Here is a 12,258-nt window from a genome sequence, read left to right on the forward strand (position 1 = left end):
GGCTGCCGCCGCGGTCGCCTCGCTATGTGTCATCGTCGTCCCGTACCGGGTCTCCGGGCACGGGCCTGGCCACGTCGAGGCCGAGGCCATGGTGCATGTGGTCGGCGATCCAGGCGGTGTACTCCCGCTCGCCCCAGCCCCGCGCCCGGACCAGGGACCGGTAGTGGGAAGGATCGTTGAACATCCAGACGACGTCCACGGCGCGATCGCGATCGAGGCGGTACGACCCGGGCGCGATTTCGGCAATCCGGTCGATCACCATGGCGGCTCCAGCGCGCCGGTTGCGCTCCATCTCCTCCCAGAGACCCGCCAGCTCGGGGCCTTCGTCCGCAGCCTGGCGCACTACCTCGAAGACGTCCGCGGCGCGCCCGCCGATGATGCGGCAGACCTCGGCATAGGCGGCCAAGACCGCCTCGGGCGTCCGCCCTTCCCGCACTGGCCGGAACCAGGGCCGATCGGCGACCGGTACCGGCTCGTCGTCGCCTGCCAGCGCCTGGTCCACCACCTCCCGGAGCAATGCGGCCTTGGACCCGAACGCCGCGAAGGCGGTCGGCCGTGCCACCGAGGCGTGCGCGGCGATGTCGGCGAGGGAGGTACCCGCATAACCTCGGGCGACGAAGAGCCGAGTCGCCGCCGCGACGATGGCTCGCCGGGTCTGCCTGGCCTGCTGATCGCGCAGCGGCGACTCATACCGTCGCCGCCCACGGCCGGCCGAACCGCTGTTGACGCCCATGGCCCAGCATACTAGCGTCATATTGACTAGACACGGTCTCTTGAAAGAGGAGGCGGCCATGCCTTCCACCAACCGTCCCTATGTCCTGGGAAGCGCCGAGGGCCAGGCGATGTGGTTCCTCGGCAACCTCGTCACCGTCAAGGCCGCGGGAGCACAGACCCGAGGCCGGCTCACCGTGGCAGAATTCCTCAACCCGGCCGGCTTCGCTCCGCCCCTGCACCGGCATCTGGAAGAAGACGAGATGTTCTACATCCTGTCCGGCACGGCGCGTTTCCTGTGCGACGGAGAGGAACTCACAGCCCACCCCGGAGACTTCGTCCTTCTACCGGTCGGACTGCCCCACACCTTCGTCGTCGACCCAGGGGAACCACTGCGCTGCCTCCAGATCACCACACCGTCCGGCTTCGAGGACTTCGCCGCCGACGTCGGCGCGCCGGCCCACGAACGCCGCCTCCCCGACCCGGGACCGTTCGATCCCGCGGCCCTCGGCCACGCCGCCGCACGCCACCACATCGAGATCCTCGGCCCGCCGCCGAACACCCACGACCACTCATAGCCGCGGCCAATCGGTCACCGTGAGCGGACTCCCCCGTACCCCGCAACCCGCACCAACACCTCGACCGCGGACTTGCGGTGTCACCACCCCAGCGGACCGGACGTCGACGGCCGTCCGCGCCGACCCATTTCCCGCGCATACCAGCTGCCATGACTACGCTCAGCCGCCAGCCGCCGAAAAGCCCCCACGACCGGCACTCCTCGAAGTTCCCGAGCACGGCCACGACGTCGGTCAGTCGGGGTCTTCGTCCTCCTTGAGGTGGGTCGCCCAGCGGTCCGCCCAATGACTGAGGCGCAGGAGCTCCTCAGCGAGGTCTTCGCCATCCGGGGTCAGGACGTAGCCGCGTTCCGCGCGTTGGACGATGCCCGCCTCGGTCAGCTCACCAAGCCGCTGGGACAGCACGCTGGAGGAGACGTCGTCGCAGTGCTGCTGGAGTTGACGGAAGGTGGCTCCCGGTGCCTGGACCAGTTCCCATACGACACGCAGGGCCCAGCGGCGTCCCAGCAGATCGAGTAGCGCCATGATCGGCCGGCCGCTCGCCGAGTTGCGAACCGACCGGCCCGGCAACGGTGCCGAAGCCATCTCTCCCCGTCCCGTCGAACAGCTTCACTAATCGAAGCATACGGGTCGGGCCCCGGCCCATCTCCTGGAGCTACGCGGCTCCTGTCAAGAGTCGGCGGGTGCGCGCACGGGAGGACGGGGGCAGGCCGGCGAGGACGTCGGCGAGGGAGGTTTCGCCGAGGCTGCTTCGCCAGGCTTCGTGCGCCCGGGCCATTTTCGCGGCGAGTATGCAGGCGTCCCGGCACTGTTCGGGGGGCAGTGCCCCTCGTCCTTGCCGGCGGATCTCGCGGCAGTCGTAGGGCGAGGACGCGCCGTCGACCGCCTCGACGATGTGCAGGAGTGTGATCTCGGAGGCGGGACGGGCCAGCCGGAACCCGCCGCGGGGACCCGTCGTCGCCGCGAGGACGCCGCCCTTGACGAGCGCCTGGAGCTGCTTGGCCAGATAGGCCGCCGGCCCTCCAACCTCAGCGAAAAGTCGCCCCCTAGAGGAGTAGCGGTCATCATGGAGCCCGACTCTCACAACTCCTTGTTCGGCATCTGGCTGCGTCGGCCGGTGCAATCCTCAGCGTTCGCGTTCTTGCTGCTGCTGCTGATCGTGGCCCCGAGCGCTCACCTTCTCGGTGCCGGAGTGTCCGACCACGGCTGGGCGACCGCCCTGGTGTTCGTGACGATCCTGACTTCCCCTGCGCTGACCTTCTTCATCTACCGCAAGAAGGTTCACCGAATACCACCGGCTCAGATGATGGCATTGCTGTGGTCCTACGGGAACCTTCCCTGGCTGGTCGCCTTCTTCCTGCTGCTCCTCGGTGCGGCGACATGGTCTTTCTGGGTGGCGGTGATCGGGGTCGGCGTCCATCTCGGCTGGATGGCATGGGTTTCGCCCGTGATCGGAGCTGCCCGAACCGAGTCCGACCCGACGACATGACGACATGACGCCGCTCTTCGACCGGGGTGCAGCAGTCTCCTGGTAAGTGGGCACGCCCGACCATCCGCACTTTGCCGCCGGACTTCAACGGCGGGTGTTCACCGGCGGCGAGCCCGCCGGGTTACGTCGTGTCCGTCATGCGTTGGCGGGTGCGGGCATGGGCGGACGGGGGCAGGGCGTCGAGGATGTCGGCGAGCGAGGTGCCGGCCAGGCTGCGCCGCCACGCCTCGTTCGCGCTCCTCATCTTCTCGGCGAGGATGCAGGGGCGTCGGCACTCCTCGGCGGGCAGCGCCCCTCGTCCTTGCTGGCGGATCTCGCGGCACTCGTACGGTGCGGACGCGCCGTCGACCGCCTCGACGATGTGCAGGAGTGTGATCTCGGAGGCGGGTCGGGCCAGCCGGAACCCGCCCCGCGGCCCCGTGGTCGCCGCCAGTACGCCGCTCTTGACGAGCGTCTGGAGCTGCTTGGCCAGATAGGCCTGCGGCAGACCGTGGTACTGCGCGAGCTGGGCCGCCGAAGCCGTGGCGCCCGGACCGAGCTGGGCCAGCGTCGTGGCGCAATGCAACAGCCATTCGGTGCTCACCGGCAGCTTCATGACGCAGATTCTAGTGGAGTTATTGCGGATCTATGAAGTCCGAGATACCGTCCGATCGAACGCGGGAGATGAGGAGAGACACCATGCGGATCGCAGTCGCCGGCGCGACCGGGAACATCGGGGCCCTTACCGTCGCCGCCCTCCAGCGGGCCGGGCACGACGTCGTGCCCCTCAGCCGCTCGCTCGGCATCGACCTGGTGACCGGGCAGGGGCTCGACGCAAGCCTTGCCGGGGTCGAGTCCCTCGTCGACGCCACGAATTTCTTGGCGGCCGACCCCGCGAAGGCGGTGGCCTCCTTCGGCGCCGCCACTCGGAACCTCCTCGCCGCCGAGGAACGCGCCGGGGTCGGGCACCACGTGCTGCTGTCGATCGCCGGGGTCGGCCGTGTCGAGGGCAACGCGCACTACGCCGGAAAACGAGAGCAGGAGCGCCTGGTCGCCGCGGGGCCGGTGCCGTGGACGATCGTCCCCGCCACGCAGTTCCACGACTTCGCCGCGAGCGTGGCCGGCTGGACCGAGCAGGACGGGGTGGCCGCGATCGCGCCGCTGCTCATCCAGCCGATCGCGCCCGCGGACGTGGCCGACATCCTCGCCGAGATCGCCACCGGCCCACCCCAAGGGCGGTACATGGACATCGCCGGGCCCGAGCCGCAAGACCTGGTGGACATGGCCCGGCGCACCCACGCGGCGCTCGGCCGCACGGTGAAGCTGGTGCCGACGTGGGCGACGATGTTCGGCCCCGCGATGGCGGGTAACGCGCTCATGCCCGGCGAGGGCGCCCGCATCGCGCCGACCACATTCGACGAGTGGCTCGCGACACAGCGATAGGACCGCCGGAACGGCGGCGGCCTGGGCGATGGCGCGGATACGGCGGCGCCTTCGGAAAAACGACTCGAGGAGGCTCTCGATGCCGGACACGCTGGTGACGCCCTTGTGCCTCCGCCTGGGGATGGAGTTGCCGATCGTCCAGGCGCCCATCGGATCAGCCGTCACCCCGGAACTGGTCGCAGCGGTCTCGAACGCGGGGGGCCTGGGCATGCTGGCGTTGACCTGGGTCAGCGAGCAGGAGGCGGTACGGCGGATCCAGCGGGTCCGCGAGCTGACAGACCGGCCGTTCGGCGTGAACCTGGTGCTGGACTTTCCGGTCGACCACCTGCTCACCGCGTGCTTGAAGGCGGGCGTGGCGGTCGTCTCGACGTTCTGGGGGCACCCGGGGTCCGTGTCCGAACGCGTTCGCCCCGTCGATCGGCGTTCCCGAGGACATCGCCAACGCCAACGGTACCGCCGGCCTGGCCGCCCACCTGGCGCACCAGGGCTTCACCGAACTGACCGTCGACATGGGGGACCACCTATCATGCGGGCCGCGGTGCGCCCCTCTGCTGTGGGCACCGTGTTGAGGTAGCAGCCGAGCAGGCCGAGCCGATCGCATGCCCGGCGCAGACGCCCGAGATCCGGGCTGACGGCCGCCAGGCCCGCGCGGCTCGGGACGGGGATGAGCATCCGGGGTCGTCCCACGAATGCGACGACGGGCGGCCCGGCGGGCGCCGGGAAGAGGGGAAGGACCAGGTCGCGTTCGGACGCGGTGGTCTCCCGGAGCGTGACCGGACCCGGGTCGAACCGTGCCTCGAATGCTCCGGCGCGCCGCACGGCTCGGCCGGCGAATGAACGGCCGCCCGCGTGCAGGGTGGTCCGGTACTCCGGAAGGCCGGACCGGTCGGCGAGAACGGCCAGCGCCGCGACCGTCCCATGGCCGCATGCGGGCAGTTCACCCTTCGCGGTGAAGAACCGGAGCGACGCCCGTCCATCTCGCGCGGAGACGAACACGGCATGCGATGTGCCGCACGCCACCGGAACCGCGCGGCGTTCCTCGGCGGTGAACGGGCCGCCGTCCAGGACGACGGCGGTGGGGCTGCCTCCGGCACCGCCGCGTGAACAGGCGCGCACGATCAGCGCCCGCCGAGGATCCGCTGTCATTTTCGTACCCGTGGGCGAATCGTCTGCACCAGGCCACCTGCTCTCTAACGAGCGGTCTCGCCGCGGTCTCGGTGGCCGTGCTCGGACGTGACCGGGACTGGCGGGAGGGCCGGGGTACCGGGCTCGGGCGGCAGGCGCAGGACGCGGGCGGCGAAGGAGATCGCGTGGTACCAGCCGCACAGGAGCAACAGGTCGACGGCGCCCTCCTCGCCGACGGCCGCCACGAGGTCATGCCACTGATCGTCCTGCAGGTCGTCGGTGCCGTACAAAGCGTCCACGGCACACAGGACCGCGCGGTCGGACGGGTCGGTCCAGCATGCGTCGCCAGGGCCGCCGGTGGCGATGGAGCGGATCTGCTCGTCGTCGAGGCCGGCCTTTTCGGCGAACTCCGCGATGTGGACGCCCCATTCGTACTCGGCTCCACAGCGCGCGGTGGTGCGGTCGATCACCAGCTCACGGTGCCGCAGCGACAGCGCCGACCGGCGCGACAGGTAGTACCGGCCCCAGTGGTGGATGCCCGCGGCCCGGTCCGGCCGCCGGGCGAACACGCGGAACAGCGCGATCGGCGGGCCCAGCGCTTGCAGGGCCTGGGCGGTGTCGGCGTCGTAGGGCGGTTCGACGGGAGCCAGGCGCGGCACCTGCTTCGATTTCAGATGCATGCCGGCAGGCTACCCACTCTGCTTCGATTTGAGAAGCACTGGTCGTGGGAATGAGGGAGAGATCGCCCCGGCACCGCGCCGGGAGCGGCCGGCTCACATCTCGATCACGTCCGGGGCGCGGGCTCGGCCGATTCGCCGGTGAGATGGTGCAGGGTCCCCGTCAGGTCCAGAAGCCGGTCGAGTCGCGGGCTCCGGTCCGTCAGGCGGAGGCGGGCGCCGGCTGCGGCCGTACGGCGCCGGATCATCAGCAGGGCGGACAGACCGGCCGAATCGCACATGCCCATCCGAGTGCAGACCAGTTCCAGGTCGTCGGTGTCCGGGTGGTCCTCCAGATGCGCGCAGACAGCGGTCACCAGCGTGTCGGCAGTACGGAAGTCCAGCACGCCCTCTATCCCGATCCGCAGCGATCGCGCGCCGGCCACCGTGGCGAGGACGCGCAACGGAACATCGGGAACGAAGGCCGTCATGCGGTCCTCTCTTCGAAGAGGCCGCCCACGCCTTCGGACGGGGTGCCGGTGGGCTCCGGCAGCGGCGACCGCACGGTGTCCCGCGCGCGCGACAGCAGGTCCGCGGCGCGGGGATAGTCGACGAGTTGTTCCGCCAGCAGATCCAGTGCGGGCAGCAGGCTGTGGACGGGCACGTCGCGTGCGGCCAGGATCCCCGCGATCCAGCCGGCGAATCCGGTGAACAGGTCCGGGTCGTCCACATAGAGGGCGGCACCGAGGAAGTCGACGATGTGGGCGATGTCCTCGGCGGTGTGGCGCCGTTGCCGGTCGGTGTAGTCGGCCATCGCCGGGAACCGGGACTCCAGTTCGGCCAGCACGTGGCGCACCAGCCCCGGCGCCGTCCGCGTGATGTGCGTGTACTCCTGGTCGGCGAGATGCGGAAGATCGTCGACGGCCTGGTGGACGGGCGGCGGCTTGGGCAGCGGCCCCTCGGCCAGCCGGGCGGCGGCGGCGCGGGCGTCGGGAGCCCAGCCGTCCGCGCCGAGCAGGGAGGCGTAGCGGCCGCCCGGCCCGTACGCGGCGCCGCCGACCATGACCGGGGTCCCGGTCACCTGGCAGGCGGTGATGGCGGCGTGGGCGGCCGGCAGCCGGGTGGCGATCGAGGACGACAGCGCCACCACCGCCGGGTTCGTGCGGTGGACGTGCGAGATCAGGTGCGGCGTCGGCACCTGCGCCCCGAGGTAGTCGACCTGCCAGCCGCGCAGCCGCAGCACCTCGGCCAGGATCCGGGCGGGCAGCGCGTGCCACTCGCCGTCGATGCAGGCCACCGCCACCCGGCCGCGCGGTGCCCCGGCACGCCTCTGCATGCCCCGGCGGACGGCCGGATGGTACGCCATCGTCCCGATCACCCGTTCGTTGATCGCCGTGGCGGTGTGCTCCTGCGCGACGGTGAGCCGGTTCGCCGCCCACTCGCGGCCCACCCGGGCCTGCAGCGGTGCGATGACCTCCAGCAGCAGCGTCTCGGCGGCGGCTCCCTCGTCCAGGGCGGCCGCCATCGCGTCGGCGGCGGCGTACTCGTCGCCGCCGACGATCGCGTCCCAGAGCGCCTTCGCCCGATCATCGAACTCGGCGGGCGGCTCCTCTGCGGTGCGGATCACGTCGTGCGCCTCCCAGGTTCCCGGCCCCCGACCGCACCGGGGCTGGTGCGCCGCGGAGCGGCGATGGCGATCACGGCCATGTCGTCGTGCACGCGGGTGCCCACCCACTCCGCGGCGAGCATGTGCACCCGTTCGACCAGGGCCTCCGGGGGCATCCCGCCACAGCCTCGCAGTTCCTCATGCAGTCGCTCGTCACCGAACATCTCGTCGCCCAACGGGCCGCCGACCGCCTCGGTGATGCCGTCGGTGTACAGCAGGCACGCGTCGCCCGGTTCCAGCAGCACCGTCGCGGTCGTGGACGTGATGTCGTCCAGCACCCCGATCAGCGAGCCGTGCGTGTCGGCGGATTCGACCTCGCCGCCGGCACGCACGATCAGCGGAGCGGTATGGCCCGCGCTGGTCAACCGCAGTCGCACGCGCTCGCCCTCCCGGACGAGCGAGGCCAGTACCAGGGTGACGAATCGGGTTGAGTCGCCGTGCAGCAGCGTCCCGTTCAGCAGCTCCAGCACACGCTGGTGGTCCCCGGTCAGCGGCACCAGAGCGCGCAGCGTGTTCCGGATCTTGCCGGTGAGGACGGCGGCCTCCAGCCCCTTGCCGCACACGTCCCCCAAGACCACCAGCGACTCCGGCGGCGCACCGGGGTCGTCGGCCGCCGGATGCAGATCGTAGAAGTCGCCTCCGACCCGCTCGCCGTCGCCCGAGGGGCGGTAGCGGGCCGCCAGCTCCGCCTCGGGCAGTTCGATCGTCCGGGGCGGCAGCAGCTCGCGCATCAGCGTGTCGGTGATGGACGCCTGCTCGGCGTACACGCGGGCGGCCGACATGGCCGCACCGGCTCGCGCCGCGAACAGGCGCGCCACCATCTCCTCGTTCTCGGAGAACGCGCCCTGTCCGCCGCGCCGGAGCAGCATCAGCGCCCCGGCCGGAATCCCGTGTCCGGGCAGCGCGGTCACCACCATGGCGGCGAGTTCACCCAGGTGCTCGCGGGCGACCCAGGCGGGCGCGGCGGCGGGATCGATCCAGCGTGACGGCACCGGCGGGAACCCCTGCATCGCCTCCGCGAGCCCCGGAACCTCCGCCGGATCCACGAGGAGTTCCTGATGCTCCACCTCACCGTCCGGGCCGCAGAAGGAAACGGGATGGGACCGCCCCGATCCGGGAGCGATCACCAGTGCGGCGTCGGCGAGATGCCGCGCGGCCAGCCGCACGGTCACCTCCATGCACCGCTCCAGATTCAGCGACGCGAGCAGCTGGCTGGACGCGTCCGCAAGGAAGGACGTCCGCTCGCGTTCGGCGGCCAATTCCCGCGCCAGACGCCGGTTCTCGGTGACATCGAACAGCCACCAGATCGTCCCGGCCGAGTGGCCACGGGACACGCGGGGATCGGCGGGTCCTCCGTCCGGCACCGCATGGGCCGCGAAGAACCGGTCGCCGACCGGACCATGCGCGATCGGCTCCAGCGGGGAACGGCCGGGCTCCGCACGGGCCGGGGCAGGACCGGCGGCCAGCGCGTGGTGGGCCTCTGCCAGCCACCCTGGCACCTGGTGGTCCGACACCCCGCCCGGCACCGCGCCGAGCAATGGGCGAGCCGCGTCATTGAGTCGTGTGACTGCCCCCGCCGGATCCAAGGCGAGCACCGGATACGGGGCGGAGGCCAGGGCCGAGTCGAAAACACCGGGAGGACCATCAGTACTTTGAGTGAGTTCCATCACTTCAGAGGCTGCGGCGAGACCACTTCCCTTCCTGAGAAAACCGCCTGACGAGGAAGCTACCCCCCGCATCACACCGTAACAACACGAAGGTACTTGACGGAAGGCAAGGAAGCGTCCCTCCCCGCCCGCGGGATCGGCGCACCCGCGACGATCTCCCGGGTCCGCTGGTCACCGCTGGTTCGCGAGGCCGGAGACGTGCCGGCGCCGCGCATGATCGGTCGAATCTTCCGCGGGTAGCGTTAACGCAACGAGAGTTCGCTTATCGGCGATGGACGCGACACGAAAAATGCGGCTCTTGCGAAATCAGCACGATTTCCCATTGCACTGCGTCGCCGAGCCGCTCGGCCACCTGCCTCGTACGACGACATCATCGGCATGCACCGGCAGTTCGCCCGCTCACTGGGCGTTTCGGCGGAGGGCTGGCTGGACGAGGCGCGGAAGATCACCGCACTCCTCTTCGACGGCCTGTGCCACCGCGCCCCCGGGCGACCTGAACCGGAGGACGCGGGCGGCGTCCTATGGGCGGCGTAGACGCGCCTCGATGTCGGTGAGGGCGCCGGGCGTGAAGGTGCGCAGGAACGGGACGATGATGACCGCGGTCGACACCGCGAAGACGCCGAACGCCACCTTGGGCCCGAACCACTGCGCGAGCACTCCGGCCAACGCGGTGCCCAGGGGGATGGCACCCCAGCCGAACAGCCGGGCGGCGGCGCTGTACCGGCCCATCATGTCCGGGCTCACCAGTGTCTGGCCGATGATGCGGGAGTTGACGGTCCAGAGGCCGCCCCCCATGCCGCCGAGGAAGGCGGCGAAACCGACCGCCCACACGTTCGCGGTCACCGCGGGCACCGCCACCATCCCGCAGGTCAGGAACACGTTGGCGAACATCACCCGGCGGCGTCCGAACAGCCGGTTCGCGGCGCCCACGGCCAGCGCCCCGGCGAGGCCGCCGACGCCCAGAGCGGCGACCAGCGCGCCGTATTCGCCCGCGTTCAGGCCCATCATCCTGGTCGCGACGAGTGGCATGAGGGCGAACCACGCGCCCCAGCAGCTGACCAGCACGGCGACCGTCAGGGCCAGCATCCGCAACAGGCTCTGGCGCCACAGGAAGCGCACGCCCTCGACGGCCTGTTCGCGGACGGACGGCGCGGGTTCGCCGACGGCGCGCTGAACCCGGAACCGGCCGGCGAGGAACACGAGGACGACCATGGCGAGCAGGTAGCCGCCGACGGTGGCGCCGAGCGCGATCGCGGCGCCCGCCACCACGAGCAGGCCGCCCAGAAACGGTCCGGCGAACTCGTTGCACAGCGTCTCGGCCGCGCTCATCCAGGTGTTGACGCGCTCCCGGCCGGCCGGCGCCACCGCGTCGGGCACGATGGCCGCGGCCGAGGTCAGCGCGATCACCTCGGCGACGCCGAGCGCCGCCCCGCCCGCGTAGAGCATCGGCAGCGCCATCCGTCCGGTGGCCAACAGGGCCAGCAGGCCGAGAACGGCGGTCGTCCGCAGGCCGTCCGCGAGCCACAGCAGCCTGCGCCGGTCGGCACGGTCCACCAGAACGCCCACCGGCAGCGCGATCAGCAGCCACGGCAGCGACAGGGTCAGCAGTACTCCGGAGACCAGCGCCGGAGAGCGGGTCAGCGACGTGGCGATCATCGGCAGCGTGATCTTGGTGATCCCGTCCGCCAGGTTCGTCAGGGTGGTGAACACCACCAGTACCCACGCGTTACGTCCGCGCCGATCCGCCGGCGCGGACCGCCCGCCCCGCTCGTCCACGGGCCCGCCGGCGACGACCGATTCCGCCACGACAACTCCCTGTCCAGGTTCACACCACGTCACGGCGGAACGCCCGGCGCCCCCCGTGCGAGAACTGTTGTGATCGTCGCGGCATGACAGGCCGAGGTCCGAATGATTTGATGAGGTCCAAATGGACCATGTGGATGTGGATCGGGGCCGATGATCCGGATTGACCTGGGTCCGGACGGACTGGCCCGGACGAGGTTCGCGATCTCGCCCGTGCGCGCGGCGAACGAACTCCTCTTCATGCTCTGGCACCATCCGCACCTGCTCGGCAGGCAGTGGCAGCGGCGAGCCGGCGAGGCCCTGCGCGTCCACCGGCTGGAGTTGCTGGCCGCCGTCAGCGGCCGAGGGCCGTACTGCTATTCACCCGACTTCGTGAGTCCCGTGCCGGAGGCCTACGAGCGCACTCCGGAGGCGGAGCTGCACCGGGTGGCGGTCACCTCGATGGAACGGGTCGGACGCGAGATGGGCAACGCCCTCGACCGGAGCGGGGACGTCGGAACGTCGCGGACACTGGTCCGGAATGCCCTGGACCGCGGAGAACGGCACTTCGCCGAGCTCCTTGCCGGCCAACTGGAGCAGTTCTGGACGGCGGCGCTCGCTCCGCACTGGCCCCACATCAGGGCACGGCTGGAAGACGACGTCGCCCACCGGGCCGACGCGATCGCCAGGGACGGCTTCGCTCAGATGATCGAGGGGCTCGGCCCCACCGTGCGCTGGCGGGAGGGCGGCCTGGACATCGACCGTCTCCACCGGCGCCGGATCAGCGCCGAGGCCGCGGTCTTCACGCCGACCGTCTTCCTGCACCACACCATGTACGACGTCCATAAGGACGACCTCGCCCCGCAGACACCGCTGATCAGCTATCCGGCGATCTCCACGGCGTCCGTTCCGCCCCGGCCGCTCGACGAACTCGTCGGCGCCACGCGGGCATGGCTGCTGGCCGAACTCGCCACGCCCCGCTCCACCACGGAACTCGCCGAACGCCTCCACCTGACCCCCGGGACGGTGTCCTACCACCTGCAGGTGCTGCACCGCGCCGGCCTCGTGCACCGCACCCGCCGATCCAGGCACGTGCTGTACCAGAGGGTGCACAGGGCCAGGGGAGCCACGGTCCAAGAGTGACCGCTTTGACCGGCGCCCTCAC

At 71.0% G+C, this 12,258-nt stretch carries 16 protein-coding genes; 6 read left to right on the top strand and 10 right to left on the bottom strand.

Annotated features, from left to right (window positions below; all coding sequences use genetic code 11):
• Window positions 1–22: 22 nt before the first annotated feature.
• Window positions 23–733: a TetR/AcrR family transcriptional regulator gene (locus SM611_RS02675; RefSeq protein WP_371947150.1), complete on the bottom strand. Its 711-nt coding sequence runs from the start codon at window positions 731–733 to the stop codon at window positions 23–25.
• A 58-nt stretch (window positions 734–791) separates the two neighbouring features.
• On the opposite strand from SM611_RS02675, the gene SM611_RS02680 reads away from it, so the two are divergent.
• Window positions 792–1,289 (top strand): cupin domain-containing protein, encoded by a 498-nt coding sequence (locus tag SM611_RS02680; RefSeq protein ID WP_371947151.1) that lies wholly within the window; start codon window positions 792–794, stop codon window positions 1,287–1,289.
• 231 nt (window positions 1,290–1,520) lie between these two features.
• Here SM611_RS02680 and SM611_RS02685 read toward each other — a convergent pair whose 3' ends face one another.
• Together SM611_RS02685 and SM611_RS02690 are read right to left on the bottom strand one after the other, a co-directional pair.
• Complete coding sequence (locus SM611_RS02685) at window positions 1,521–1,871, bottom strand: winged helix-turn-helix transcriptional regulator (RefSeq protein WP_371947152.1); 351 nt, start codon at window positions 1,869–1,871, stop codon at window positions 1,521–1,523.
• A gap of 70 nt (window positions 1,872–1,941) precedes the next feature.
• The gene (locus SM611_RS02690; RefSeq protein WP_371947153.1) at window positions 1,942–2,370 is read right to left on the bottom strand and encodes an RrF2 family transcriptional regulator; all 429 of its coding nucleotides are present in this window, start codon (window positions 2,368–2,370) and stop codon (window positions 1,942–1,944) included.
• Here SM611_RS02690 and SM611_RS02695 point away from each other — a divergent pair.
• Entirely contained in the window at window positions 2,353–2,775 is a 423-nt protein-coding gene (locus SM611_RS02695; RefSeq protein WP_371947154.1) for a hypothetical protein, read from the top strand. The genes SM611_RS02690 and SM611_RS02695 overlap by 18 nt on opposite strands.
• A 121-nt stretch (window positions 2,776–2,896) precedes the next feature.
• On the opposite strand, the gene SM611_RS02700 is transcribed toward SM611_RS02695, so the two are convergent.
• Window positions 2,897–3,370, bottom strand: coding sequence for an RrF2 family transcriptional regulator (locus tag SM611_RS02700; RefSeq protein WP_371947155.1), 474 nt, complete (start codon window positions 3,368–3,370; stop codon window positions 2,897–2,899).
• An 83-nt stretch (window positions 3,371–3,453) separates the two neighbouring features.
• Here SM611_RS02700 and SM611_RS02705 point away from each other — a divergent pair, with 83 nt between their 5' ends.
• Window positions 3,454–4,197 (top strand): SDR family oxidoreductase, encoded by a 744-nt coding sequence (locus SM611_RS02705; protein WP_371947156.1) that lies wholly within the window; start codon window positions 3,454–3,456, stop codon window positions 4,195–4,197.
• 121 nt (window positions 4,198–4,318) lie between these two features.
• The gene (locus SM611_RS02710) at window positions 4,319–4,771 is read left to right on the top strand and encodes an NAD(P)H-dependent flavin oxidoreductase (RefSeq protein WP_371947408.1); all 453 of its coding nucleotides are present in this window, start codon (window positions 4,319–4,321) and stop codon (window positions 4,769–4,771) included.
• On the opposite strand, the gene SM611_RS02715 is transcribed toward SM611_RS02710, so the two are convergent.
• The 5 genes from SM611_RS02715 to SM611_RS02735 form a co-directional block, all read right to left on the bottom strand.
• A complete protein-coding gene (locus tag SM611_RS02715) occupies window positions 4,687–5,343 on the bottom strand; it encodes a PhzF family phenazine biosynthesis protein (RefSeq protein WP_371947157.1) in 657 nt (218 codons plus the stop codon). The two genes, SM611_RS02710 and SM611_RS02715, sit on opposite strands and share 85 nt — an antisense overlap.
• A 44-nt stretch (window positions 5,344–5,387) precedes the next feature.
• Complete coding sequence (locus SM611_RS02720) at window positions 5,388–6,002, bottom strand: carboxymuconolactone decarboxylase family protein (protein WP_371947158.1); 615 nt, start codon at window positions 6,000–6,002, stop codon at window positions 5,388–5,390.
• A 104-nt stretch (window positions 6,003–6,106) separates the two neighbouring features.
• Window positions 6,107–6,469, bottom strand: a complete 363-nt coding sequence (locus SM611_RS02725; protein WP_371947159.1) for an STAS domain-containing protein — start codon at window positions 6,467–6,469, stop codon at window positions 6,107–6,109.
• Window positions 6,466–7,605: a cobalamin B12-binding domain-containing protein gene (locus tag SM611_RS02730; protein ID WP_371947160.1), complete on the bottom strand. Its 1,140-nt coding sequence runs from the start codon at window positions 7,603–7,605 to the stop codon at window positions 6,466–6,468. Before SM611_RS02730 ends, SM611_RS02725 begins: the two co-directional genes overlap by 4 nt.
• Entirely contained in the window at window positions 7,602–9,143 is a 1,542-nt protein-coding gene (locus SM611_RS02735; protein WP_371947161.1) for a PP2C family protein-serine/threonine phosphatase, read from the bottom strand. The genes SM611_RS02730 and SM611_RS02735 overlap by 4 nt, the downstream gene beginning before the upstream one ends.
• A 546-nt stretch (window positions 9,144–9,689) precedes the next feature.
• Between SM611_RS02735 and SM611_RS02740 the strand changes: the two genes are divergently transcribed.
• Window positions 9,690–9,845: a hypothetical protein gene (locus SM611_RS02740; RefSeq protein WP_371947162.1), complete on the top strand. Its 156-nt coding sequence runs from the start codon at window positions 9,690–9,692 to the stop codon at window positions 9,843–9,845.
• Here the strand turns inward: SM611_RS02740 and SM611_RS02745 are convergent.
• Window positions 9,831–11,117, bottom strand: coding sequence for an MFS transporter (locus tag SM611_RS02745; protein ID WP_371947163.1), 1,287 nt, complete (start codon window positions 11,115–11,117; stop codon window positions 9,831–9,833). The genes SM611_RS02740 and SM611_RS02745 overlap by 15 nt on opposite strands.
• 150 nt (window positions 11,118–11,267) lie before the next feature.
• Between SM611_RS02745 and SM611_RS02750 the strand changes: the two genes are divergently transcribed.
• A complete protein-coding gene (locus SM611_RS02750; protein WP_371947164.1) occupies window positions 11,268–12,236 on the top strand; it encodes an ArsR/SmtB family transcription factor in 969 nt (322 codons plus the stop codon).
• The last annotated feature ends 22 nt before the right edge of the window (window positions 12,237–12,258 follow it).

The organism is Actinomadura monticuli (assembly GCF_041463655.1).
GTDB classification, from domain to species: domain Bacteria; phylum Actinomycetota; class Actinomycetes; order Streptosporangiales; family Streptosporangiaceae; genus Spirillospora; species Spirillospora monticuli.